The 24239-nt window shown below is 70.7% G+C and carries 20 protein-coding genes; 16 read left to right on the plus strand and 4 right to left on the minus strand.

Translation table 11 applies throughout. From position 1 onward, the window contains the following. Positions 1-103: 103 nt before the first annotated feature. The 4 genes from tssK to I5731_RS01255 all read right to left on the minus strand — a co-directional run bounded on the left by tssK (position 104) and on the right by I5731_RS01255 (position 5865). Positions 104-1441 (minus strand): type VI secretion system baseplate subunit TssK, encoded by a 1338-nt coding sequence (gene tssK, locus I5731_RS01240; RefSeq protein WP_197309540.1) that lies wholly within the window; start codon positions 1439-1441, stop codon positions 104-106. Positions 1442-1564: 123 nt separating this feature from the next. After that, positions 1565-3187 (minus strand): type VI secretion system-associated FHA domain protein TagH, encoded by a 1623-nt coding sequence (gene tagH, locus I5731_RS01245; protein WP_197309541.1) that lies wholly within the window; start codon positions 3185-3187, stop codon positions 1565-1567. A gap of 172 nt (positions 3188-3359) precedes the next feature. Beyond that, a complete protein-coding gene (locus tag I5731_RS01250; RefSeq protein WP_197309542.1) occupies positions 3360-3923 on the minus strand; it encodes a DUF6931 family protein in 564 nt (187 codons plus the stop codon). A gap of 85 nt (positions 3924-4008) precedes the next feature. After that, the gene (locus tag I5731_RS01255; RefSeq protein ID WP_197309543.1) at positions 4009-5865 is read right to left on the minus strand and encodes a type VI secretion system Vgr family protein; all 1857 of its coding nucleotides are present in this window, start codon (positions 5863-5865) and stop codon (positions 4009-4011) included. A gap of 401 nt (positions 5866-6266) precedes the next feature. On the opposite strand from I5731_RS01255, the gene I5731_RS01260 reads away from it, so the two are divergent. From I5731_RS01260 to I5731_RS01335, 16 genes are all read left to right on the plus strand, one after another. Further along, positions 6267-7571 (plus strand): type VI secretion system protein TssA, encoded by a 1305-nt coding sequence (locus I5731_RS01260; protein ID WP_197309544.1) that lies wholly within the window; start codon positions 6267-6269, stop codon positions 7569-7571. A gap of 81 nt (positions 7572-7652) precedes the next feature. Further along, complete coding sequence (locus I5731_RS01265; protein WP_197309545.1) at positions 7653-8780, plus strand: peptidoglycan-binding domain-containing protein; 1128 nt, start codon at positions 7653-7655, stop codon at positions 8778-8780. Between the two features lie 224 nt (positions 8781-9004). After that, on the plus strand, positions 9005-9526 hold the full coding sequence (gene tssB, locus I5731_RS01270; protein WP_197309546.1) for a type VI secretion system contractile sheath small subunit: 522 nt from the start codon (positions 9005-9007) through the stop codon (positions 9524-9526). Positions 9527-9539: 13 nt separating this feature from the next. After that, positions 9540-11030 carry a type VI secretion system contractile sheath large subunit gene (gene tssC / locus I5731_RS01275; RefSeq protein ID WP_197309547.1) on the plus strand — a complete coding sequence of 497 codons (1491 nt, stop codon included), beginning with the start codon at positions 9540-9542 and terminating at the stop codon, positions 11028-11030. A 172-nt stretch (positions 11031-11202) separates the two neighbouring features. Beyond that, positions 11203-11682 carry a type VI secretion system tube protein Hcp gene (locus I5731_RS01280; RefSeq protein WP_328837897.1) on the plus strand — a complete coding sequence of 160 codons (480 nt, stop codon included), beginning with the start codon at positions 11203-11205 and terminating at the stop codon, positions 11680-11682. A gap of 192 nt (positions 11683-11874) precedes the next feature. Further along, entirely contained in the window at positions 11875-12423 is a 549-nt protein-coding gene (gene tssE / locus I5731_RS01285) for a type VI secretion system baseplate subunit TssE (protein ID WP_197309549.1), read from the plus strand. Between the two features lie 10 nt (positions 12424-12433). Further along, positions 12434-14395: a type VI secretion system baseplate subunit TssF gene (tssF, locus tag I5731_RS01290; RefSeq protein ID WP_197309550.1), complete on the plus strand. Its 1962-nt coding sequence runs from the start codon at positions 12434-12436 to the stop codon at positions 14393-14395. Next, positions 14392-15420 (plus strand): type VI secretion system baseplate subunit TssG, encoded by a 1029-nt coding sequence (tssG, locus tag I5731_RS01295; RefSeq protein ID WP_328837900.1) that lies wholly within the window; start codon positions 14392-14394, stop codon positions 15418-15420. The genes tssF and tssG overlap by 4 nt, the downstream gene beginning before the upstream one ends. Before the next feature lie 2 nt (positions 15421-15422). Beyond that, positions 15423-18068: a type VI secretion system ATPase TssH gene (gene tssH, locus I5731_RS01300; protein WP_197309551.1), complete on the plus strand. Its 2646-nt coding sequence runs from the start codon at positions 15423-15425 to the stop codon at positions 18066-18068. A 183-nt stretch (positions 18069-18251) separates the two neighbouring features. Further along, a complete protein-coding gene (locus I5731_RS01305) occupies positions 18252-18722 on the plus strand; it encodes a DUF1036 domain-containing protein (protein ID WP_197309552.1) in 471 nt (156 codons plus the stop codon). Positions 18723-18846: 124 nt separating this feature from the next. Beyond that, positions 18847-19755, plus strand: coding sequence for a zinc metalloprotease (locus I5731_RS01310; protein ID WP_197309553.1), 909 nt, complete (start codon positions 18847-18849; stop codon positions 19753-19755). Positions 19756-19798: 43 nt separating this feature from the next. After that, entirely contained in the window at positions 19799-20278 is a 480-nt protein-coding gene (locus I5731_RS01315) for a peptidoglycan-binding domain-containing protein (protein ID WP_197309554.1), read from the plus strand. Between the two features lie 92 nt (positions 20279-20370). After that, entirely contained in the window at positions 20371-21432 is a 1062-nt protein-coding gene (locus tag I5731_RS01320) for a hypothetical protein (protein WP_197309555.1), read from the plus strand. Between the two features lie 95 nt (positions 21433-21527). Beyond that, positions 21528-21992 (plus strand): hypothetical protein, encoded by a 465-nt coding sequence (locus I5731_RS01325; RefSeq protein WP_197309556.1) that lies wholly within the window; start codon positions 21528-21530, stop codon positions 21990-21992. Next, positions 21989-23356: a hypothetical protein gene (locus I5731_RS01330; RefSeq protein ID WP_197309557.1), complete on the plus strand. Its 1368-nt coding sequence runs from the start codon at positions 21989-21991 to the stop codon at positions 23354-23356. The genes I5731_RS01325 and I5731_RS01330 overlap by 4 nt, the downstream gene beginning before the upstream one ends. Beyond that, positions 23337-24221, plus strand: a complete 885-nt coding sequence (locus I5731_RS01335; protein WP_197309558.1) for a hypothetical protein — start codon at positions 23337-23339, stop codon at positions 24219-24221. The genes I5731_RS01330 and I5731_RS01335 overlap by 20 nt, the downstream gene beginning before the upstream one ends. Positions 24222-24239: the final 18 nt, after the last annotated feature.

Consider the following 24239-nt stretch of genomic DNA (forward strand, 5'->3'; position numbering starts at 1 on the left):
GGCGCGCCCTGCGCGTCGCCGGGGGCGGCGGGCCGGCGGCCGCCGGGGTTCGGCCGGATGATGGTGCGGTCGCGCCGCCCGAAGGGATCGAACGGTTCGTCGCTCATCGACGGTCTTCCCTGATCGCCCAGAGTTCGAGCGCGAGCTCGGGCCAGTCACCGGCGAAATGCATGCCGATCGCACTCGCGGTGCTGAATTCCGGCCAGAGCGGCGAGGTGCGGTCGAGATAGAAATAGACGTGGTCGGAGATCGCGCGGATCTGCGGCGGCGGCGTTGGCAGGTGGACGAGGGGAATGCCCGGCAGGTGGGCATTGACGATCTCGTTCATCTTGGTGTTGGGGCCGACCTTGAAGATGTGCGGGAACTGCTGCTGGATCTCGGTCAGCGGCCGCCGGGCGGAGACTTCCAGCACCAGCGTCGCGTTGCGGAACAGCGAGCGGTCCTTCACCGTCGAGACATAGGCGTTGGCCGCCCGCTCGATCAGCTCGAGCCGGATCGCGCGGCGATCCATGCGGGCGCTCAGGAACTCCTGGATGTCGCGCACCAGCGGGCCGAACGTCGCCTCGAGGTCGTTCTGGTCGTAGTCGGGATAGTCGCGGGCGCGGCGCTCGGGCGTGGTGAAGGTGGCGAGTTCGCCGGCGATGCGCAGGAATTCCTCAAAGAGCCGCTCGGGATGCACCGCGCGGCTGCGCCGGAAATGCTTCAGCACCGGGATCTCCCGGTTCAGCATCTGCAGCATCAGGTAATCGGCGCTCTGCAGGCCACCGCCGGCGGAGGGGTCGGCGGCGTAGCGGGCGAGTTCGTCGAGCTTGTTGCCGATCCAGCCGATGACGCGGTCGAGCCAGCCGTCGACGGTCGGATGCGCGGCGGTGAAGAGCACCGGCGGGGCGAACTTCTCGTCGAAGACGATGGTGCGGTCGTGCACCTCGACGATGCGGGCGATCGGCAGCGCGACGTAGCCGGGCTTCGCGGTCTTGCGGATCTCGTAGCTGAAGCGCGGATGCGCGACGTCGATCTCCTCCTCGATGCGGAGCTGGGCGGCGCTGTCGATGATCGGGTCGGTGCCGGTCACCCAGCGCGCGGCGCTCTCCACCGGCTCGGGGTCGATCTCGCGGCTGCCGGGGATCGCGGCCGGCAGCGACAGCCAGACGAGGTGGCCGGCTGCGGCCTCCGGCACCTCGATCGGTGCGGGCAGCGGGCTGTCGGCGGGCAGGTCGAAGGGCATGCCGTCGGGCATGATGCCGGCGGCGCGGCGCAGCGCGAAGCGGCTCTGCTGCGCGAGGTCGCGGTCGATCTCCACCGCGGCGAAGCCCCACGGATAGGGCGAGACGTGGCGGACCCGGCTCTCGACCAGATGTTCGAGATAGCGGTCGTTCTGCTGGAAATGGTGCGGCCGGAGGAACAGGCCCTCGGACCAGACGACTTTGCTGTACCACGGCATGGCCGGAGCGGACCCTCAAATTCAAAACGGACGACTGCGGACGGCCCCTCGGGCGACCGCGCCGCGACAAAAAATTCAACTATGAAACGCCGCCTTGCGGCGGATGTCCGACCGGCGGCCCCGTCAGCGATCCTTGCGCTGCAGCCGATCGTAGCATTCGGCGAAGAGAAGCATGAAAGCATCGACAAGGCGACCGTCATGTCGCTGTGCCTTCGCCTTCCACCGCTCGACGTAGACGTCCCACAGGCGTGCCTTACGGGATCCTACCAGCCCGCCGAAGCCGCGCTCCGTGCCGGCGTCGCCGTCGATGCGGTCGGGGCTGAGATCCTCGAACAGAGCCTCGATCGCGCCCTGCATGGCGCCGTAGGTCTGGAGCTGGTGCGCTTTCAGATCCGCGAAGCCCTCGCGCACGGCGCCCGGCCCGTCGAGATAGCTGCGCGTGCGCGGCCCGAACATGATCTTCAGCGCGTCTTCGGTGGTCGGGCTGAACTTTAGCGGGTTGTTGTCGAAGGCCTGCACCATGGTGCGCGACGAGGAGCGCACGAGGCTCTTGGTCTCGGCACGCGCGGCGAGCATCTGGCGCAGTTCGTCGGCCGAGAGCCGGATCAGGGCGCCGATCTCGTCGGCGACGGCGCCGGGGTCGCGGCGGGCGAAGGCGTCGGGCGGCAGGCCGGCGGCGCGGGCGATGCGGGCGAGCAGCGCGGCATCGCCGACGCCGGGGGCTGCTGCCGGCGCGGGATCGAACGGGGCATCGAACGATGCTTCGAACGCGGGCGCGGGCGCGGCGGCGGGCGGGGGGCCGGGCGGCGCGGCCAGCGGGGCGGGCGCCTCGGCGAGCGGTGGCTGGGCGTAGGGGTCGACGAGCGGCAGCGCGGCAAAGCCGGCGGCGGCAGGTGGCGGTTCGGCGGCGGGCCGGGGCGGCGCGAGCGGGGCCAGCGGCGTCTCGTCCACCGGGGCCGGACGGCGCGGGCGCGGGATCGACGCCTCGTCCAGCGCCGCAGCGTCGGGGAACATCGGCGAGGAGGACGGCGGCGCGCCCCAGTCGACCGGGGCGGCGGCGGGCGCCGGGGCGCCCCAGAGATCGCCGGTGACAGGGGCCGCGGGCGGGGCGAGCGGCGGCAGGCGGTCGAAGCCGGCCCCGAAGCCGGCGGGGGCCGGTGGGGGCGCGAGCGGGGGCAGTCCCGGCGGCGGCGGGGCGTGTCCGATCGGCGGCGGGGCGCCGACGCCGGGGAACGGTGCGGTCATCGGGTCGAGGGCGGCGGCCCAGTCGAGGAAATCGGGCGGCGGCGGGGCGGCGGCGCGCGGCGCCATCACCGCGGCGCGCGCGACCGGCGGCGCCGCGGTGCCCGCCCAGCCCCAGAGGTCGCCGCCGGGGGCGCCGGGGGCGGCTGGTCCGGCGCCAAAGCCGCCGGCCGGCTGCGCCGCCACCTCGCCGGGGATGTCGACGCGGACGATGTACTGGCCGATCGTCAGCCGGTCGCCGCTGCGCAGCCGGTAGGGCGACTGCATGCGGAAGTCGGCGCCGTTGAGGAAGGTGCCGTTGGTGGAGACGTCCGACAGCCAGTAGCCGCCGTCGCGGAAGCGGATCTCGCAGTGCTTGCCGGAGATGTAGCGGCTCGGGTCGGGCAGGGTCCAGTCGAGGTGCTGGTCGCGGCCGACGTCGAGGCCGCGGCCGTCGATCTCGACCTGCATCGGGCCGCCGTCCGGCAGCCGGTCCTGATTTTCGATGGTGAGGCGCAGCGTCATCGGGCCATCCGCTCGCGGTACGTCGGGACGGCGGCCGGTTGCCGGCATCGCCCGGCGCCCCTCGTCCGCGTCGTCGGTCGCGTCATCCGAACCTGCCCCCTCAAACGATCATAGACCGGGGCCCCCGGCCTCTCCAAGTGGCTGATTCGATGCGGGGCGAGGCTGTGCGCCGTCACGGCCGCGCCTCGCCGCCGCCGGCAAAGCGGATGCAGGCATCGACGCAGGCCTTCAGCCAGTAGGCGCGGCGGTCGACGCCGACGCGGGCGATGCCGGTGAGGAGCGCCGCCCGCGCCGCCTGTGCGGTGAGCTGCGCCGGCGGCGGCACCACGGGCAGGTCCGGTGCCGACAGGCTGCCGCCGGACCACGCCGCGGCGAAGGCCGCCCAGGTGGCGGGGCTCGCCGGATCGGCCGCCTCGCCGATGGCGAGCGCCACCTGCCGGGCGGCTTCCTCGGGCTCGCGCACCCAGGCTTCGGCGGCGGCGATGCTGCGTTCGTCGGCGGGGCTGCCGGCCGCGCCCATGGCGCGCAGGCACTGGCACACCCACCACACCGCCTCGCGGCGCGGCAACAGGTAGGCGCAGAACGAGATCGCGTCCTCCGGCGTCGGCGAGCCGGCGAGGCCGCGCAGGAAATCGAGCGGCGCGTCGTCCGACGGCGGCGCGACGATGTCGCGGTTCGCGCTGGCGAAGGCCTCGAAGACCTGGCGGGCGGTGGTGAAACGGATCCTCGACGACATGCCTGCTCCGCCGCTGGCGACGCTGCGCCGGCCCGAGCGGCCGGCAGTCCTGGTGTCATGCCCCGCGGCACGCCGTGGGGGGAAGTCAGTTGATCTTCACGATGCCGCCGGTCAGCATCAGCGTCGCCGAGCCGTCGACCTTGGTCATCGGCGCGTTGACCTTGACGAGGGCGGCGCCGTTGATCTCGATCATCGGGGCGTCGAGCTTGATGCCCTTCTGGTCGATGGTGATCTTGCTGGCGCCGACCTGCAGCTTGATCTCGACATTCGCCGTCATCGTGATCTTCTGGGCGGCGTCGAGGATATCGGAGCCCATCTCGAGATTGGTCTTGCGATCGCCCTGCTTGATGACGCGCTTCTCGTCGCCCTTCTCGACCTCGGTGAACAGCGCGGCGCCGCTGCGCGGCTGGCTGAGCTCGGCGCCGTAGCTGTAGGAGGCGACGTTGCTCACCTCGGTCTTCAGGTCCTTTTCGGCGAAGGTGTGGATCACCTCGTTGCCGGCGGTGTCGTCGAAGGTGAACTCGTTGTTGCCGCCGCCGCCCTTGGTCGACTGAGTCTTCCAGCCGGCGATGTTCTTGTCGCCGGGCAGGTCGTAGGGCGGGGTGTTCTCGCCGTTGTAGACCGCGCCGACGACGAGGGGCTGGTCGGGGTCGCCCTCGAGGAACTCGACCACGACCTCCTGGTCCTTGCGCGGAATGAACACGCCGCCCCAGCCCTTGCCGGCCCAGACCTGCGCGACGCGCACCCGGCGCGAGAGGTTGTTCTTGCGGTCCCAGTGGAAGCGCACGGTGATGCGGCCATGCTTGTCGACGTCGATCTCCTCGCCGTCGCCGCAGATCACCTTCGCCGTCTGCGGCCCGGAGATGCGCGGCTTCGGGGTCACCTCCGGCGGGCGATAGGGCCGCGACGACGGCTGCAGGTCGAAGATGCCGGCGTATTCCGGGTCGCCGCCGCCGGCAATCGCCCCGCCGGTGCTGCGAAAGCGCGAGGCTTCGTAGCGGTGCTGGCAGCGCACGACGAGATACTCGGCGTTCTCGGCCGCGGTCGGATGCTTCTCGAGGGTGACGAGCCCGCCGGGCAGCAGCGAGACGGCGGTGCCGCGCGCCTGGCGGCGGCGGTCCTCGGCGTGCTCGGCCTGCATCCAGACCCGCGCCAGCCGGCGGCCTTCCTCGCGGTCGATGTAGCGGCCGGGATAGTCGTACTTCTCCAGCGGCTTCGGCTTCGGGCCGTCGCCCTCGGCGTCGGCGTCGAGCTCGGCGTTCGGCTGCAGCGGATCGTAATCGGTGAGCGAGAAGGTGCCGGTGCGCAGCCGGCGATGGGCGCGCCAGTCTTCCAGCGTCTGGCGGTCGCGGCGGGAGTCGCCCTCGAGCGGCCAGAACGGCACCTTGGCGAGGCCCGGGCACGGCTTGTGCGACGATCGCGCATCGGCCAGCACCAGCGTGTGCTTCTCCTTGGTATGCTCGAAGAAATAGTAGATGCCGTTCTCTTCCATCAGGCGGAGCACGAAATCGAGCGACGTCTCGCGGTACTGGACGCAATATTCGAGCGTCGGGTAGGACTCGGTCAGGGTGAGGCGGAAGTCGGTGAAGCCGCTGTCGCGGAAGATCTCCCGGATGATGTCGGGGACGTTCTTCTCGGCGAAGATGCGGCAGTCGGTGCTGAACGACAGCAGCCACAGCCAGGGCCGCAGCACCAGTTCGTAGCGGTGCAGGCCGCCCTTGACGCCGCCCCAGTTCGCCTCCACCAATAGGCCGTTGAACAGACGGTCCTCGCCGCCCGCGGCATTGATCGTGACGCTGAATTTTTCTCCAATTGCTTTGTCGAAGTTGAGGTTCTCCGTCTCGCTCAATGCCTCGATCCTGAAATCGAAGATCTCGCTCAAACCCTCAGTGCCCCGAAAAGATTCGATGACGACCTCGTTCTCGCCGAACGGACTCGTCATGGAAGCCGTTCTGTAATCTTGCCTCAACTTGGCAGCCATCGGAGCACCACTGTGGAAAGCTGTATCTACAAGTAAATATACTTGACGATACACATTTGAACGGGCATAGTCGAGGCCATTGACGAACTTTCGCCGGCCATCGGCGATGGGTCTCGCCTCGGACATTACGGTCTGCCGGCTGCGGGTTTTTCGAAGGGTGGTGGCGCTCCGCCTCGGGGCGAACGGTCGCATCAGTTCATAGAGCGCGGCGATGCCGGGTGAGGCGGACGAGCGGGTCCATCCGGGCCGGCGGTGGTCGCGGCCTGTCCGGGCAGCGGCGCGGCGGCGACGGTCGCCGGGTATCATTCCAGTTCTGGCCGCGGCTGCGGTCAAGGCGCGCAAGGATCGGCTCAGCAAGCCCCATGGCTACTCTCGCGTTCGACAGTCTGGTGGAGCCGGTCTCGGCCGGGTCCGCGTGCGGTCCCGACCTCGACGCCGCCGGCGATGCCGATTTCCTCGGCTTCGCGGCGACGGCCGAAGGCATGCTGCCGGCGTCGTTCTTTTCCTTCGATCCGAGCGCCGTCGATCTCGGCGGGGCGATCGCCACCGGGCTCGGCCTCGTCGACCGCACCAAGGACGTCCGGCTGCTGCTGCTGCTCGGCAAGCTCGCGCTGCTGAAGCGCGATGTCGCCGGCTTCTCGGCCTGTGTCGCCGCCGCCGCCCGGCTGATGACCGACCACTGGGAGGAGATCAACCCGCGCGGCGAGGACGGCGACTTCCTGATGCGAATGGCGCCGCTCTATACGCTCGACGACATGGCGCCGGTGCTGCTGCCGCTGCAATACGCGCCGCTGGTCGAGGCCGGGCGGCTCGGCACGCTGAGTTTCCGGGCGCATCTCGTGGCGTCGGGCGAAGTCAAGGCGCGCGACGGCGAGCAGATGCCCGACGCCGGCACCATCGAGCGCATCCTGCTCGAAGCCGACCTCGGCGCGCTGATCGCCACGCGGGACGCGCTGGCGGCGCTGCAGGGCGGGCTCGCGGGCCTGCGCTCGGTCGCGGTGGCGATGGCGGGCTTCGAACAGGCGGTGCGGCTCGAGCGGCTGCCGCCGCTGGTCGACCGCATGCTGGCGCTGCTCGACGACGCCGTCGGGCGGCGCGATCCCGGCGCGGCGCTGGGGGCGCCGGTCGCGGGCGAGGCCGAACCGGACGCGCCGGAGGAGGGCGACGACACGCCGGCTTCCGCGGCCCCGGCGGCGCGACCGGCCGGCCGCATCAACAGCCAGGGCGAGGCCGCCGCCGCGCTCGCCGCGGCGCTCGGCTATTTCGAGCGCTTCGAGCCGTCGAGCCCGGCGATCCTGCTTGTGCGGCAGGCGAGCCAGCTCATCGGCAAGAACCTCTTCGAGGTGATGCAGATCCTGGTGCCGGGCCACGCCGAGGCGGCGCGCATCCACGTCGGCGGCGAGCCGGCGTTCACGGTGGCGGTCAGCCGGCTCGCGGCCGCCTCGCCGCCGCTCGACGTCGCCGCCGCCCTGCCGCCGATCGAGACGCGGCAGGCCGCGGTCGGCCTGCTCGACCAGGTCGCGGGCTACTACCGGGCGGCCGAGCCGTCGAGCCCGATCCCGCTGCTGATCGACCGGGCGAAGCTGCTGTCGTCGCGCGATTTCGCGGGCCTGCTCAAGGACATCCTGCCCGAGGCGGCGCTGAAGACGATGAAGGCGGGGGGCTGATCGCCATGTCCGTCGTGTCCTGGAGAGCACCGCAGCGGACCGTAAGGCCGGGTCTCACCAGCGTTCCGGCAGGAGGCCCCCATGGCTGACGATGTGATCACGACCCTTACCTCGGCGCAGTTCCGGCACGAGGACCGGCTGCAGAAGGCACTGCACCAGGACCCGTTCCACGTCCAGCGCGGCGACCGCGGCACCTTCGTGCAGCAGATCCAGGATGCGCTGGTGCTGCTCGAGGTGATCCCGGCCGACTTTCTCCCGACGGCCGAATCCGGCCCGGGCTTCTACGGCGACAAGACCGTCGAGGCGGTGCTGAAGTTCAAGGGGCCGCCGCGCAACATCCTCGGCCCGGGCCAGGTCCGGCCCGACGGGATCGTCGGCAAGAAGACGATGGCGCAGCTCGAGCGCGAGATGCGCAAGTGGGAAGCGGCGCACCCGCGGCCCGGCCCGGTGCCGACCGGCGATCCGGTGTTCCAGGACATCGTCGTGCGCATGCTCGGCTTCGACCCGCGCGACGCCAAGGCCGGCCAGGAATCGACCGACGGCGCGCCGGCGATCAACGTGCCGGACGTCGAGGCGCTGCGGAAGATGATCGACACGCCGGCCTACCTCAAGGGCCACAAGCCGGTGGTGATCATCAACTTCAACGGCGGCGGCGGCCGGGCGAACCCCGGCAGCGACCCGACGACGAAGGCGACCGACAAGGTGGTCGCCGAGCTCGAGGCGGCGCTGAAGGCCGGCGCCGACATGGGGATGATCGTCGTCTACGGCTACAGCATCGGCGGGCGCAACGCGCTCACGGTGACCCGGGCGATCGCGGGGCGCAAGCTCGCCGACGGCACGGCGCTGAAAGCCGGCTACGTCGGCCTGATCGATGCCGCGTTCGACAACCCGGCCGATCCCGAGCTGCGCGGGTCGGCGGGGGCGACGGGCGGCGACAGCATCTACCAGAGCGCGTCGAACAAGCTGCGCGACGACCCGGATTTCGCCGGGCTGGAGCATCACGCCTGGATCCAGGGCACCACCGACACGGATCTCGCGAAATCGGGCTCCTACGAGCGGCAGCTGGCCGAATTCCTGCGCAGTGGCCGCTCGGTGAAGGCGCTGAAGATGCGGGCCGGCTTCGCGCTGTTCGACACGCTGCATGCCGCCGCGGTGCGCGACGGGCATGGCCGGGTGCAGCAGAAGATCGTGAAGATGCTGACCGAGTGATCGCAAGCCGGCCGGCCGGCCGGGAGGTGCCCGCGGGAAGCGGGCCGGGGAGGAACGGTCCGGGCGAGAAACGCCGGGACGGAAAGTTGCGGAAGCAGGGCCGGAGACGGGGTGTGGGCAGACCGTAAGGCGACCGGTGAGAGCCGGCGGGCCTCGCGGTGGGCCCACCCCCCATGTCCGGCCGGATTTCGACGCCAGTCATTCAATCGAGGGGAGCAACGATCATGGCATCCGACAGCGGCCAGAAATTCATCAAGCGGAACCGGGCGCCGCGCGTCCACATTACCTACGAGGATCCCTACAACGCCGAGAAGCTCGTCGAGCTTCCCTTCGTGATGGGCGTCATGTCGGACCTGTCCGGCCCGGCGTCGGGGGTCGAGAAGCCCGAGGTCGCCGACCGCGGCTTCACCGAGTTCGACATGGACAACTTCGACAAGCGCATGGCCTCGATCGAGCCGGGCGTGCGCATGCGCGTGCCGAACAAGCTCGGCGAGGGCAGCGGCGAACAGCTCGGCGTCGAGCTGAAGTTCAAGAAGATGGACGACTTCAGCCCGGCCGCGGTCGCCCGCCAGGTGCCGGCGCTCGCCAAGCTCTTGGAAGCGCGCGAACAGCTGCAGAACCTGCTCCGCTACATGGACGGCAAGGTGCAGGCCGAGGACAAGCTGAAGCAGCTCCTCGCCGACCCGCAGCTCATGGCGGCGCTGAAGGCGCGCATGGCCGACAAGTCCGGCCCGACCGAAGCATAAGGGGGGAAGCATCATGGCTGCAGAAACCGAACGCCAGGCCGGCGCACCCGTCGCCGCCGTCGAGGAGCTCGACGATTTCGCGTCCCTCCTCAAGCAGAGCTTCAAGCCGCGCAGCGAGCGTGCGGCGACCGAGGTCGAGAACGCCGTGCAGACGCTGGTGAGCCAGGCGCTCGCCGATTCCAGCGTCGTGAAGGACGACGTGCTCGACACCATCGAGGAGATGATCGCCCGTCTCGACGAGCAGCTCTCGGCGCAGATGAACGAGATCATCCACGCGCCCGAGTTCCAGCAGATCGAGAGCACGTGGCGCGGGCTGCATTATCTCGTCTACAACTCCGAGACCGACGCCTCGCTGAAGATCCGCGTGCTCAACATCTCGAAGAACGAGCTGTCGCGCATGCTGAAGCTCTATCCCGGCGCGCGCTGGGACCAGAGCCCGCTGTTCAAGCGGATCTACGAGCACGAGTTCGGCCAGCTCGGCGGCGAGCCCTACGGCTGCCTGATCGGCGACTACTACTTCAGCCAGAACCCGGTCGACGTGCAGCTCTTGCGCGACCTCGGCAAGGTGGCGAGCGCCGCGCACGCGCCGTTCTTCACCGGCGCCGACCCGGCGCTGATGGGCATGGACGCCTGGACCGAGCTCGCCAATCCGCGCGACCTCGGCAAGGTGTTCGACACGCCCGACTACGCGGCCTGGAAGGGCCTGCGCGACGCGGCGGATTCCCGCTACGTCGGCCTCTGCCTGCCGCGGGTGCTGGCGCGCGTGCCCTATGGCGCGAAGTCGGAGCCGGTGGAAGAGTTCGCCTTCGAGGAGGAGACGGACGGCCACAAGGGCGAGAAGTACGCCTGGATGAACGCCGCCTACGCGATGGCGACCAACATCAACCGGGCCTACAAGGAGCACGGCTGGACGGTGCGCATCCGCGGCGTGCAGTCGGGCGGCGAGGTGATCAACCTGCCGACGCACACCTTCCCGACCGACGACGGCGGCGTCGACCTCAAGTGCCCGACCGAGATCGCGATCAGCGACCGGCGCGAGGCGGAGCTGGCTAAGGCCGGCCTGATCCCGCTCATCCACCGCAAGAACACCGACAAGGCGGCCTTCATCGGCGCGCAGTCGCTGTACAAGCCCAAGCTCTACGACAAGCCCGAGGCCACCGCCTCGGACAACCTGTCGGCGCGCCTGCCGTACATGTTCGCGGTGTCGCGTTTCGCGCATTACCTGAAGTGCATGGTGCGCGACAAGGTCGGCTCGACCAAGGAAAAGGAAGAGCTGCGCAAGTGGCTCCAGACCTGGATCACCCGCTACGTCGACGGCGACCCGAAGAACTCGTCGGAGCAGACCAAGGCGCGCAAGCCGCTCGCCGAGGCCAAGGTGATCGTCGAGGAGAACGAGGAGAACCCGGGCTATTATTCCGCCCGCTTCTATCTCCGCCCGCATTTCCAGCTCGAAGGCATGGACGTCGGCATCAGCCTCGTCTCGCGCCTGCCGGCCGAGAAATAATTTTCAAGACACCCCGCCGGATCGCCCGGACCGACAGAAAAGGGCGATCCGGCAGACCGTAAGACCGAAGCGACGGCACCGAAGAGACCGGCCGGGGGTGGTCCCCACGGAATGACGGCAAGCCGGGGACCAAGCCGGTCCAAATCATTGATGGAGGGACTTTATCATGGCTATGGATATGTTTCTTAAGCTCGCGGACGTTACCGGCGAAGCGCAGGACGCGCAGGGCCACGTCGACGAGATCGACGTGCTGGCCTGGTCCTGGGGCGTCTCGCAGAGCGGCACGACCCACATGGGCGGCGGCTCGGGCGCGGGCAAGCTCTCGGTGCAGGACATCTCGCTGACGAAGTACGTCGACCGCTCGAGCCCGACGCTCTGGAAGTTCTGCGCCAACGGCAAGCACATCGCCGACGGCAAGCTCACGCTGCGCAAGGCCGGCGAGAACCCGCTCGAATACGTCGTCATCGAGCTCACGGACATCATGATCACCTCGTGCTCGACCGGCGGGTCGGGCGGCGAAGACCGCCTCACCGAGAACGTCACGCTGAACTTCGCCGAGTTCACCCTGACCTACACGATCCAGAACGCGGACGGCACCGCCGGCGAGGCGATCCCGGTCACCGTCGACATCCCGGGCAACCTGGTCTCCTGATCCGGCGCCCTGCGACCCGACGCCTGCAGGACGGCCGCTCCGCGAGGGGCGGCCGTCCGGCCCTTTCGGGTGGGTGGATTTTTGTGTGCGCCTTCGCCCCGGCTCCGGGCGGCAAACCAGCCCCGTCGCCGACAGGCGGCAACCAGCCCCGCCGGCCGACAGGCGGCAAACCAGTGAAGTGTCCAGATCCCGATGGCGCGCTCCCTCCGTTCCGACCGCCTCGCCCCGCCGCTGATGCACGCGTTCCGCGCCTCGTTCGAAGCGCGCGATGCGCGCAAGCGGGTCGACGCGCGCGACGAGGGCGGCGAGCGCGTGATCGCGGCGCGGCGCACGACGAGCCGCTTCGCGATCACCGAGGCACTGCTCCGCCGCGAGGTCGGGCGCGACATCGCGGCGCTGATGAACACCACCAATCTCGATTCGGCGGTCGACCTCGAGGCGTTCCCCGAGGTGCGCCGCTCGATCCTCAACTTCGGCTTTCCCGATCTCGTCCACCGCACCCTCGACGAGGGCGACGTCGGCCAGATCGCGGCGGAAATCGAACGGGCGCTGACCGACTTCGAGCCCCGCCTCGCGCCCGCCTCGATCGATGCGCGGCGCGACCTCTCGCCCGACATCCCCGATCTCAAGATCCGCTTCCTGGTGCGGGCCGACCTCGTCTCCGATCCGGTCAACGCCGCGGTCGAGTTCATCGCCGACGTCGAGCTCGACACCGGGCTGATCAAGGTCGACAGGCTCTGAAGGGGCGTCCATGAACCGCGAATTCCTCGACCTCTACAACCGTGAACTGGCGCTGCTCAACGAGCAGGCGCGCGAGTTCGCCGAGGAATATCCCGGGGTTGCCGAGCGGCTCGGCGGGCTGATGGCCGACCGGATGGACCCGATGATCGGGGGCCTGCTCGAAGGCGCCGCCTTCCTCGCCGCCCGGGTGCAGCTGAAGCTGAAGCACGAGTTCTCGGAATTCACCCACAGCCTGATCGAACAGCTCGTGCCGCAGTATCTGGCGCCGACGCCCTCGGTGCTGCTCGCCCGCGTCACGCCGCCGTTCGGCGATCCGGCGCTGCGCGACGGCATGACGCTGAAGCGGGGCGCCTATCTCGACGCGACCTACCGCGAGCGCGACCGCCGTGTCGCCTGCCGCTTCCGGCTCAGCTCCGACATCGAACTCTGGCCGTTCGAGATCATGGCGGCGGAATATCTCGCCGCCCCGGGGCCGCTGCAGGCGCTCGGCCTGCCGGTCGGGCCGCAGGCGGCCGCCGGCCTGCGCCTGACGCTGACCCACCGCACCCAGGAGCGCCCCGAGGACGAGCCGGCCGAGGCGGCGGCGCGCGACAAGCCGGAGATGCATTTCGCCGGCTGCCGGACCCGCAAGCTGCGCGTCCATCTCACCGGCGCCGAGGCCGACGCGGTCGCGCTCTACGAGCAGCTGTTCGCGCATTGCCAGAGCATCTGGTTCCGCCACCTCGACGGTTTCGGCGATCCGGTCGCGGTGCGGGTGCCCGAGGCGGCGCTGCGGCAGGTCGGTTTTGCGGAAGAGGAGTCCCTGCTCCCGAACGACATGCGGCTCTTCCGCGGCTTCGACCTCCTGCGCGAATATTTCATGTTCCCGCGCAAGTTCCTCGGCTTCGACCTCATCGGGCTCGAGACCGTCATGCCGAAGCTCGCCTCCAAGCAGGTCGAGCTGATCTTCGTGTTCGACGAGGTCAACCCGCGGCTCTCCGCCGCCGTCCGGCGCGAGAGCTTCGCGCTCGGGGCGGCGCCGGCGGTGAACCTCTTCGAGAAGACGCTCGACCGCATTCCGGTGCGCGCCAACCAGCACGAGTACCACGTCGTGCCCGACCGCAGCCGGATGCTCGACTTCGAGCCTAACCGGGTGCTCGACGTCTATGCGCACATCGCCGGCCAGGCGACCAAGGTGCCGGTGCCGCCGCTCTATTCGGCGCCGCGCGGCCTCAAGGGGATGCAGTCGGCCTATGCCTACACCGTGCGGCGGCTGCCGCGGCGGCGCTCGGCGGAGGAGCGGAAATACGGCGTCGCCTCGGACTACGTCGGCACCGACATGTTCCTGTCGCTGGGCGAGCCGGACGGGATCGACGACGACGGCGTCGCCGAACTCAGCGTGCGCGCGCTCTGCACCAACCGGCATCTCACCGAGCATTTGCCGGTCGGCGACGGCGGCGCCGATTTCCGCTTCCTCGACGACGTGTCGCTGGTGGTGTCCTGCATCGCCGGCCCGACGCGGCCGCGCGAGCCGGTGGCGACCGCGCTCGCCGGCAAGACCGACCGGGCGACCAGCGGCGAGGTCGCCTGGCGGCTGATCAACATGCTCAGCCTCAACCACCTCGGCCTCGTCGAGCGCGCCGGCGGGCGCTCCGGCCAGTCGCTGCGCGAGGTGCTCGGCCTCTTTGCCGACGTCGCCGACAGCGCCACCGAGCGCCGCATCCGCGGCGTGCGCAGCGTCGACAGCCGGCCGATCGTGCGCCGGCTGCGCCAGCGCGCCGGCACGGGCGCGGCACGCGGCATCGAGGTCACCGTGCTGCTCGACGAGAAGGCGTTCGAGGGCACCGGCACCTTCCTGCTGGGGGCGGTGCTGGAGCGGTTCTTCGCCGAATATGTCGGCGTCAATCATTTCACCCAGACGGTGATCCGCACCACCGAGCGCGGCGAGACCATGCGCTGGCCGGCGCGCACCGGATCGCGGGGCGAGCTGTGAGCGTAGCCGACTCCCTCCTCGCCGAGCCGTGGCGGCACGACTTCTTCGCCATCATGCGCCGGCTCGAGCGCAGCCATCCGGAGCGGCCGCGCATCGGCGACAGCGCCGCGCTCGCCGAGGATTTCGTGCGGCTGTCGCAGGATCCGTTCCTCGACTTTTCCGCCTCGACCCTCGACAGCGCCAGCCGCGACGCCGCCGGCCGGATGCGGCTCGGGGTGCGTTTCCTCGGCCTGTTCGGGCCGCAGGGCGCGCTGCCGCTCACCACCACCGAGGAGACCTACGGCTGGCTGCTCGCCCGCGACGACGCCTTCCCGCGCTTCGCCGACGTGTTCCAGCACCGCTTCCTGCAGCTGTTCTTCCGGGCCTGGGCCGATGCGCGGCCGATCGCGCAGCACGACCGGCCGGACGCCGACCGCTTCGTCGGCTACATCGGCGCCACGATCGGCGTCGCCTCGCCGGGCACGCGCGGCGCGGACAGCGTGCCGGACCTCGCGAAACTCGAGTTCGCCGGCCTGATCGCGCCGCAGGTGAAGAGCGCCTCGCGGCTGAAGCGGCTGATCTCCGGGCTGTTCGACGTACCCTGCGAGATCGACGAGTTCGTCGGCTCCTGGCTGGTGCTCGACCCCGCCGACCGCAGCCGGCTCGGCCAGCGCCAGTGCGGGCTCGGCGTCGACACGCTGCTCGGCGGCTCGGTGTTCAGCGTCGAGGACAAGATCCGCATCCGCATCTTCACGCGCGACCTCGACGACTACGAGCGCTTCCTGCCGACCGGGACGGTCGCCGAGCAGATCGCCGACGCGGTCTACCTGTTTCTCGGCGACGAGCTCGACTGGGACGTCGAGCTCGCGATACCGGCCGGCAAGGTCGCGCCGGTGCGGCTCGGGCAGGCCGGACGGCTCGGCTGGACCAGCTGGATGGCCCCGAACTGGGCCGAGACAGACCGTGAAATGAGAACCGACACGCGGTTTCATCTGGCCGAGAGGCTGGCGGCGCGCCGACGAGCGCCCGAGGGGGAGGACAACTGACCATGGCCGACATCAGCCTCGAGGCCGTCACCGGCAAACTCAACCGTCTCGGCTACGAGGCGTTCTTCCAGGCGCTCCGGCACGCGAAGAGCCAGGGCAACCGCAACGTCGAACTGGCGCACTGGGTGTTGCACCTCCTGCAGAAGGACCGCAGCGACCTCGTGCTCACCGTCGACCACTACGGCCTCGACCGGGCGCGGCTCGCCTCCGACGTCGCCGAGGCGGTGACCGGCTTCCGGCGCAACGAGACCGAGATGCCCGGCATCTCCAACCACATCGCCGATGCGCTCGACCGCGGCTGGCACTATGCGACGCTGTTCTTCGGCGAGACGCAGATCCGCTCCGGCCACGTGCTGGTCGGCGCGCTGAAGTCGACCGAGCTGCGCCGGGTGCTGACCGGCCTCTCCAAGGAGTTCGGCCGGATCCCGGTCGACCAGCTCGCGAGCGACCACCGCGCCGCCTGGTCGAACTCGGACGAGGACAACCTGCGCCCGATGGACGGCTCGGGCCTCGCCGCCGCCGGCACCGACGGCGCGGGCGGCTCGGCGACTGCGCCGGGCGCCAAGGGCACGACGGCACTCGACCGCTTCTCGATCGACCTCACCGCCAAGGCGAAATCCGGCACGATGGACCCGATCCTCGGCCGCGACGAAGAGATCCGCCAGATCATCGACGTGCTGATGCGGCGGCGGCAGAACAACCCGATCCTCACCGGCGAGGCCGGCGTCGGCAAGACCGCCGTCGTCGAGGGCTTCGCCCAGCGCATCGCTAGCGGCGACGTGCCGCCGCCGCTGCGCGACGTGCGCCTCTGCGCGCTCGACATCGGCCTGATGCAGGCCGGCGCCTCGATGAAGGGCGAGTTCGAGCAGCGGCTGCGCTCGGTGATCGACGAGGTGCAGGCGTCGCCGACGCCGGTGATCCTGTTCATCGACGAGGCGCACACGCTGATCGGCGCCGGCGGCCAGGCGGGCACCGGCGACGCGGCGAACCTCCTGAAGCCCGCGCTCGCCCGCGGCACGCTGCGCACCATCGCCGCCACCACCTTCGCCGAGTACCGGCTCTACTTCGAGAAGGACCCGGCGCTGACCCGGCGCTTCCAGCCGGTGCAGATCGACGAGCCCGACGTCGGCCGCGCCTCGATCATGTTGCGCGGCCTGATCGCGCCGATGGAGAAGCATCACAAGGTGCGCATCTCGGACGCGGCGATCGTCGCCGCCGTCAACCTCTCGCACCGCTACATTCCCGCCCGGCAGCTGCCGGACAAGGCGGTGAGCCTGCTCGACACCGCCTGTGCCCGCGTCGCGATCAGCCAGAGCGCGGTGCCGGCCGCGATCGAGGACAGCCGCGTGCGCATCGCGGCGCTGGAGCAGGAGCAGGCGGCACTGACGCGCGAGCGCGACCTCGGCGCGGCCGACGAGGAGCGCATCGCCGAGATCGACGGCCTCGTCGCCGCCGAGCGCGAGACGCTGGCGACCCTCGAGGGCGAGTTCACCGCCGAGAAGGCGATCGTCGACGAGATCGCGGCCTTGCGCGCCGCCGTCGACGGCAAGGGCGACGAGGCGGCGGACGACCGCACCACGCTGCGCGAGAAGGTCACGGCGCTCGACGGCATCGAGGCCGAGAAGCGCATGGTCTACGCCCATGTCGACGAGCAGGCGGTCGCCTCCGTCGTCTCCGACTGGACCGGCATTCCGGTCGGCCGGATGGTGAAGGACGAGATCGAGACGGTGCTCAACCTCGCCGACATCCTCGGCAAGCGCGTCGTCGGCCAGGGCCATGGCCTTGCGACCATCGCCAAGCGCATCGAGACCAGCCGCGCCCGGCTCGACAACCCGAACAAGCCGATCGGCGTCTTCCTGCTCGCCGGCCCCTCCGGCGTCGGCAAGACCGAGACGGCGCTGGCGCTCGCCGAGGCGCTCTACGGCGGCGAGCAGAACGTCATCACCATCAACATGAGTGAGTTCCAGGAGGCGCATACCGTCTCGACGCTGAAGGGCGCACCTCCCGGCTACGTCGGCTACGGCGAGGGCGGGCGGCTGACGGAAGCGGTGCGGCGCAAGCCCTATTCGGTGGTGCTGCTCGACGAGGTCGAGAAGGCGCACCCGGACGTGCACGAGATCTTCTTCCAGGTGTTCGACAAGGGCGTGATGGAAGACGGCACCGGCCGGCGCATCGACTTCAAGAACACGCTGATCATCCTCACCTCGAACGTCGGCACCGAGCGCATCATGCACATGGCGCGCGACCCGGCGGCGCGGCCGGATCCCGACGAGCTCGCCGCCGCACTGCGGCCGGACCTGCTCGACGTGTTCCCGCCGGCGCTGATCGGTCGCCTCGTCGTGGTGCCGTATTTCCCGCTGTCGCCCGACATGCTCGCCGGCATCGTGCGGCTGCAACTCGGCCGCATCGGCGCGCGCATCCGCGACAACCACGACGCCCGCTTCACCTTCTCGGACGCGGTGGTCGACCACATCGTGGCGCAGTGCAACGACCCGGATTCCGGCGGCCGCATGATCGACAACATCATCACCGGCACCATGCTGCCGGCGCTGTCGCGCGCGTTCCTGAAGCGCTCGATCGACCGGACGCCGCTGAGCACGGTGGCGGTGGACGTGGCGGATGGGGCGTTCACCTACGCGCTGGACTGAGGGGCGGGGGGAGAGGCCGCTACCCCTCATCCGGCCTTCGGCCACCTTCTCCCGCAAGGGGAGAAGGGAAGATTGGCGGGGTCTCGAGAAATCCCTTCTCCCCTCGCGGGAGAAGGTGCCCGAAGGGCGGATGAGGGGGCCCTGCGGCGCCGGCAACCACTTCAGAGACAAGGAGGACGACCGATGCACCAATTGCCCGCCGCGCGCCGGATCCTCCGCCGCACCCTGCCGCTCGCCGTCCTTGCCGCAGCGATCCTGCCCGCCTCCGCGAACGCCGAGCTCAAGGTCTGCAACCGCACCGGCTACCTGCTCAACGTCGCGCTCGGCCTGCCGGCGAACGGCGATTTCCGCACCGAGGGCTGGTGGTCGATCGCGGCGAAGAGCTGCATGACGCCGGTGCGCGAGGCGATGACGAGCCGCTTCGTCTACGTCTACGCCATCGACATCCGCGACAACGAGGTGCTCGCCGGCGGCGTTTCGATGTGCGTCGAGAAGCGGAAGTTCGCCATCACCGGCATCACCGACTGCTGGCGCCGCGGCTACCGGGCGGCGGAGTTCGCCGAGATCGACACCGGGCTCGCCAGCGACTGGACGATCTACCTCGAGGAAGGCGACGGCAGCGCAAAGCCCGCGCCGGCGCCGGCCGTCCCGTAAGGACGGGCATGGGACCGGCCGCGGCCAGCGGCAGCGGTCCGGTTCAAAAGCCTTCGCCGTTGCGGCGGAGGGGCTCTGAGTGGGGCGGGTCCGGCGGTGCCGGACCGTTTCGAGGGGACGTCGCATGGAGATCATGGACAAGTACAAGCTCGGCTTCTCGCTCGACGGCTTCGACCCGTTCACCGGCTACCAGATGGTGCCGGCGCATAACGGCGCGCGCGACCTCGTCGCGAAGACCGACGATGTGACGGGGCTGATCGTCGTCAACGATGCGAACAAGGCGCGGATCGGCAATTTCCGCGCCCAGTCGACCGGCGCGCCGTTGCAGGTGAGCGACCTCGGCTCGCTCGGGCGCGCGGCCCGGCTGCCGCCGCGCTCGGAGATCCGCTTCACCGTGTTCGGCAGCAGCCCCGGCTTCACCTTCCTCACCTTCAAGGACGAGGGCGGCTCGCTGCCGACGGAGGGGAGCTTCACGATCAGCGTCAAGGAAGTGAAGCGCTACAAGTTCTTCTTCGCCTTCCTGTCCGATCCGTTGCGGAAAGACGTGCGCGGGCGGATCGAGCCGCGGTTCATCATGGACAAGGTGCGGCCGATCTTCGAGAAGCAGGCGAATGTCGAGCTCGAGGAGTTCGGCCACATGCGCGACGTCATGGTGCCGCACGATATCGGCAACCCGATCGTGCCGTCGAAGAAGGTCCGCGGCAACATGGACGTCGAGGACGCGATCCGCTTCGCCACCGGCAAGGAGTTGCTCGATCTCGTCGATTTCGCGGTCTATCCGTGCTGGAGCGTCGAGCGCAACAGCGGCGGCTCCGGCACGCTCGGCCTGACCATCGACGACGGCACCCAGCCGGTGGTGTTCATCGAGCTGCTCGCCGGCGGCTTCGACCGCTACGTGCACGTCATCGCGCACGAAATCGGCCACGCCCTGCACCTGCACCACAGCAACCGCGGGCTGATGTTCCCGACCGATGCGTCGACGTCGAACTTCGTCGCCGCCGACGAGATCGAGGTGCTGAACCCGGCGCCGTGATGCCTCGCCCTCATGCCGAGACAGAGACCGAAAGGAGGACGCCGTGCCGCTCGTTTCCCGCTTTCTGAAAGACGATCCCGCCCTGCAGGCCTGCCTCGTCAGCGATCCGGCGCACGTCGTGCCGGGCGCGCGCGGCCCGCACGTCGGCCGGATCCAGACCGCGATGATCATCCTCGACGGCGCGACGATCGCCGAGAGCGAGCTCGCGACGGAGAGCTACGGCCCGTCCACCACGGCCGCCGTGCTCGCCTACAAGCGCAGCCGCTCGATCATCAACCCGGCCTACCAGACCACGGCCGACAACATCGTCGGCAAGATGACGATCAAGGCGATCGACGACGAGCTCGAGGCGCGGCAGGAGCAGACGAGCGCGCGCCGGCCGGAGCGCTGCGGCATCAACTGCCAGGTGCATGCCGGCCGCGGCCTGAAGCTGCCGCCCGGCCGCGGCCGCCTGCCGCCCGGCTTCGGCCAGGGCGCCGAGAAGATCGCGGATTTTTCCAAGGTGACCATCGCGCGCGTGTAGCGGGTGCCCGGCGGCATGCTAGGAAAGAACGACTTCGGCCGCGCTCCGGACCTTGCTCCGGGCGCAGCCTGGCCTGGCGAGACGGGGGCGGCATGGCGGCGGCAAAGAGCGGGCGGGATCTGGTCGCCTATTTCGCGGGCCACCTCGCGAACCTCGTCAACGGCAACGACCACCTCGGCGACGGCGAGCCGCACGCCGACGTGCGCGCCTTCCGCCTCTACGAGAAGGTGCAGCGGCTGCTGACCGGGAACCGGCAATATGCCGAGGGGCTGGTCGGCGTCTGGGCCTATCCGGCGCCGGCCGACGTGGAGCAGGCGGCGGAGCATTATTTCGACATCGTGCTCGACCGGCCGATCGGGCGGCGCGGCGACAAGCCGTCGTCGGCCGACAATTTGCGCGCCGCCGTCGCCGACCGCGCCGCCGGGCCGGTCGCGGCGTCCGAGCCGGGCGAGGCGCTGTCGACCTGGAAGGCGCTCACCGGCGGCCCGGCCCGCATCCGCCGGTTCACCGAGCGCCAGCAGCTCTACGGGCTTTCGAACCTGATCCTGAAGTGCCTCGACGCCTCGAACCGGCCCTATGCCGAGGTGCTGCGGCTTGGGCTCTGCCCACGCGACTGGCTGGTCGGCGACGAGACGGTGCCGGTCAACACGCTGAAGGCGACGAATGCGTTCCTGAAGCACCTCAAAGCCGCGATGGGCGGGGAATACGGCCGCCGGCCGAGCCCGGAGCAGCTCGCCGCGGCGTTTGCCGCCGCGCCGATCCCCGGCTGCGCCGATGCGAACGCCTTCGCGGCAACGCCGTTCGGCGGCGCGGTGCTGTCGCGGCTCGCGGGGCAGGACCACACCTTCTTCGTCTCGTTCGACGACATCGAGGCGACGATCGCGGACAGCGTGCCGGACGAGGACGACGCACCGCTGATGGACGCCGAGGAGGCGCTACCGCTGCTCGAGCAGGCGGTGCGGGCCGGCGTGGTCGAGGCGGACGAGAAGGCGCTGCTCGCCGCGATCCTCGACGGGCGCCCGCTCGCCGAGGCGATGCGCAGCGACCTCGGCCTGCGCCGCCGGCTGAAGCAGCGCTTCGACAACGACCTCGAGGCCTATGTCGCCGATCTTTCGGGACGGGTCGCCGCCTTCATGCGCAGCGCGGCCGGCTGAGGCGCCGGACACGCCCGACGGCAGACCGTAAGCAGCAGCGCGCGGCACCATCGACCCCATCGCCGCCTTTGGCGCCGCGCCCGGAGTGAACGAGAATGAACGACAGCATCGACCCCCGTTCCGCCCGACGCCTGCTGCGCACGCTTCGGGTCGTGACCAATACGGCGCTCGCCGAATACGACCTCGGCCGCGGCCGCGCCGCGGCGCGCAGCTCGGCGAGCTTCATGGCGCTGGCCGCCAAGGGCGCCGGCGACTTCCGTTTTCCCGAGGCGGGCATCCTCTCCGGCGACGGCCTCGTCGCCGCGGACGTCGAGCGGGATGCCGCCGGGGAACCGGTGCGGCTCGTGCTGCAGGCGCAGGGCTCCGCCGGGCTCGAGGCCTACGCTGGCGCGGCGATCGTGGTGATGCTCGGGCTGATCGAGGCGGGCGGCCGCTTCGACCGTGACGGGCGGCTGGTGCTCGACCTCGCCGGCCTCGGCCTCGACGAGACCGATCTTTCGGCGTTCACGATCGGCCCCGCCGACGCGGCCGACGGCGACGAGGGCGACGACCGGTCATGACCGCCCGCGTCTTCGTGCCCCTCGTCGGCGCGGACGGGCGGGGCGCCCAGCTCTTCGAGGCGATCGCGGGCGAGGACGCGCCGGAGCCGCATCCGGCCAAGCTCGTGCCGCAGATCGCCGAACTGTTCGACTTCGGCCTCTACCGCATCGGCCAGACCGTGCGCGAGGCCGTGGTCCGCTTCGTCGACGCGAGGCGCGGCCGGGTCTGGCTCGGCCGGCGCAACGCGCGGGCACGGCCGTGGTTCCTGCGCATCTCCGACCTGCAGGTCGGGCGGCTCTCCGACGAGAACGCCCGCTCGGCCGGGCTCGGGCTCGCCGCCGCCGCGCTGCTCGAAGCCTTCGGGCGCGCGGGCGGCGGGGCGGCCGACGAGCGGGGCAGCGTCGTCTTCGCCACCGGCGAGATCGTGCTGCCGAACACGCCCGGATCGCCGGCGATCGCCGTCGGCGCGGTCGACGGCATCCGCGGCAAGCTCGGCCTGATCGGCGACTACCTGGTGCAGCACCGCGCCGTGCTTTCCGGCAGCGACGTCGTCGTGCTGCTGCCGGCTGAAACCGTCGACGGGCGGCCGCTGGAGGCCGCCGAGGCGCGCATCCTCGACCGGCTCGGCGCGGAAGCCAAAGCCGCGGGAGCGAAGCTCAGGCTGGTGTTCGCGCGCAGCCTCGACGATCTCGAGGACGCCTTCGGGCCGCTCGCCTTCGCCGAGATCGTGACGCCGCGCCGGGCCGCGGGGCTCGCCGCGCTGCTCATCGTGGCCGCCGTCGCCGGCACGGCGCTCGCCCTGCTCGCGACCGCGCCGGTGCGGCTCGGCTGGGCCACGGTCACGGCGGCCGACGCGCCCCTCGATGCCCCGGCGGAGGATCCCGGCCCGCGCCGCGCGCGCTATGACGGCGCGACCGACACGCTCGAGCTGCTCCCCGCCTGCTTCGACGGCCAGCGCCAGCCGGTGGTGGTCGGCGGCGAAACGCTGCTGTTCCGCGTCAGCGCCGAGGACGGGCTGCCGCACGCGAGCCGCGTCCGCCCGCCGCGCCTCTTCGTCGCCTCGGTCTCGCGCGGCGCCGATCCGGTGATCCTCGACGCCGGCCTGTTCCAGCTGCAGCCGTCGGCGACCGGTGAACTGGTGCAGGGCTCGGGCGTCACCGCGATCCCGATCGAGCCGCAGGACGACGAGGTGCGGCTGTTCGTGGTGGCGACGCGCAACGCGGGGATCGTGCTCTCGGACGTGCTCGCCGAGCTTCGGGCGCAGCTCGACGGGGTCGCCGGGCCGGCGGTCTTGTCGACCACCGCGACCTTCCTGCAGGATCGCTTCGATGGCCAGATCGACTACCAGTTCAAGGTGACGACCGATGCCGCGACCTGCCCGTGACCTGATCCTCGGCGGCCTGATGCTCGCTGCGGCTTTCGCCGGCGGCGGGGCGGCGGCCGTGGCGGAACCGCTGCGGATCACCACGGAGGCCGACGTCGAAGCGTTCGCCAAGCGGGTGAAGACCTTCGCGCTGACGAGCGGCGTGCGCTGGGTGATCGCGGCGCCGACGCAGCGGGCGGCCAACCGGCTGGTCGCCGCCGTGCGCGCCGAACTCGGCCCGGCCGCGGGGCGGCTCTCCGACCGCCTGCGCGTCGAGGCGATGACGACCACCGACGCGCCGAGCCTCGGCCCGGCGTCCGGCCTCGGCGGCGCGGTCGTCGCCTGGGCGGAGACGGTCGGCGAGGCCGAACCGCAGGACCAGTGCCGCTGGCGCGTCGTCGTCACCGATCCCGAGTTGCCGACCGCCGACGGGCGGCCGCTCGGCGTCGCCCTCGTCAACGGCGACACCATGCCGGTATCGGGGTCGGCGAGCCTCCGGATCGACGGGCGCAGCTTCCTGCAGGCCTCGGTCTATGCCTTCGGCGAGACCCGGCCCGGCCATATCCGCAATCTCGCCGACGTCGGCGAGATCGACATCCCGGTCGACGTCGCCGAGGGGCCCGAGCAGATCACGCTGGTGGAAGCGCGCCGGCAGTTGCCGGTGCTCGAAGGCATCCGCGAGAAACTCGCCGGGGCCGGCGGCAGCCGCCGCGACCTCGGCCGCGCCGCGGCGCTCGGCTCGGGCTTCGGCCGGCCGCGCGGCATCGGCGCCAACATCCAGATCGTCGACCCGGCGATGGTGGTGAGCAAGCGCGAACCCGCCGCCCCCGACGGCGCCGCGCTGGCGCAGACCTGCACCTACGCGCTGGTCCCGGGGGCGGGCTGAGGCGGCGGTTTTGCGCAA

This window comes from Methylobrevis albus, assembly GCF_015904235.1.
GTDB lineage: Bacteria > Pseudomonadota > Alphaproteobacteria > Rhizobiales > Pleomorphomonadaceae > Methylobrevis_A > Methylobrevis_A albus.

Coding starts and splice junctions, on each gene's coding strand:
- tssK (WP_197309540.1), bottom strand. CDS start 1,441: ATGCCGTGGTACAGCAAAGTCGTCTGGTCCGAGGGCCTGTTCCTCCGG.
- tagH (WP_197309541.1), bottom strand. CDS start 3,187: ATGACGCTGCGCCTCACCATCGAAAATCAGGACCGGCTGCCGGACGGC.
- I5731_RS01250 (WP_197309542.1), bottom strand. CDS start 3,923: ATGTCGTCGAGGATCCGTTTCACCACCGCCCGCCAGGTCTTCGAGGCC.
- I5731_RS01255 (WP_197309543.1), bottom strand. CDS start 5,865: ATGACGAGTCCGTTCGGCGAGAACGAGGTCGTCATCGAATCTTTTCGG.
- I5731_RS01260 (WP_197309544.1), top strand. CDS start 6,267: ATGGCTACTCTCGCGTTCGACAGTCTGGTGGAGCCGGTCTCGGCCGGG.
- I5731_RS01265 (WP_197309545.1), top strand. CDS start 7,653: ATGGCTGACGATGTGATCACGACCCTTACCTCGGCGCAGTTCCGGCAC.
- tssB (WP_197309546.1), top strand. CDS start 9,005: ATGGCATCCGACAGCGGCCAGAAATTCATCAAGCGGAACCGGGCGCCG.
- tssC (WP_197309547.1), top strand. CDS start 9,540: ATGGCTGCAGAAACCGAACGCCAGGCCGGCGCACCCGTCGCCGCCGTC.
- I5731_RS01280 (WP_328837897.1), top strand. CDS start 11,203: ATGGATATGTTTCTTAAGCTCGCGGACGTTACCGGCGAAGCGCAGGAC.
- tssE (WP_197309549.1), top strand. CDS start 11,875: ATGGCGCGCTCCCTCCGTTCCGACCGCCTCGCCCCGCCGCTGATGCAC.
- tssF (WP_197309550.1), top strand. CDS start 12,434: ATGAACCGCGAATTCCTCGACCTCTACAACCGTGAACTGGCGCTGCTC.
- tssH (WP_197309551.1), top strand. CDS start 15,423: ATGGCCGACATCAGCCTCGAGGCCGTCACCGGCAAACTCAACCGTCTC.
- I5731_RS01305 (WP_197309552.1), top strand. CDS start 18,252: ATGCACCAATTGCCCGCCGCGCGCCGGATCCTCCGCCGCACCCTGCCG.
- I5731_RS01310 (WP_197309553.1), top strand. CDS start 18,847: ATGGAGATCATGGACAAGTACAAGCTCGGCTTCTCGCTCGACGGCTTC.
- I5731_RS01320 (WP_197309555.1), top strand. CDS start 20,371: ATGGCGGCGGCAAAGAGCGGGCGGGATCTGGTCGCCTATTTCGCGGGC.
- I5731_RS01325 (WP_197309556.1), top strand. CDS start 21,528: ATGAACGACAGCATCGACCCCCGTTCCGCCCGACGCCTGCTGCGCACG.
- I5731_RS01330 (WP_197309557.1), top strand. CDS start 21,989: ATGACCGCCCGCGTCTTCGTGCCCCTCGTCGGCGCGGACGGGCGGGGC.
- I5731_RS01335 (WP_197309558.1), top strand. CDS start 23,337: ATGCCGCGACCTGCCCGTGACCTGATCCTCGGCGGCCTGATGCTCGCT.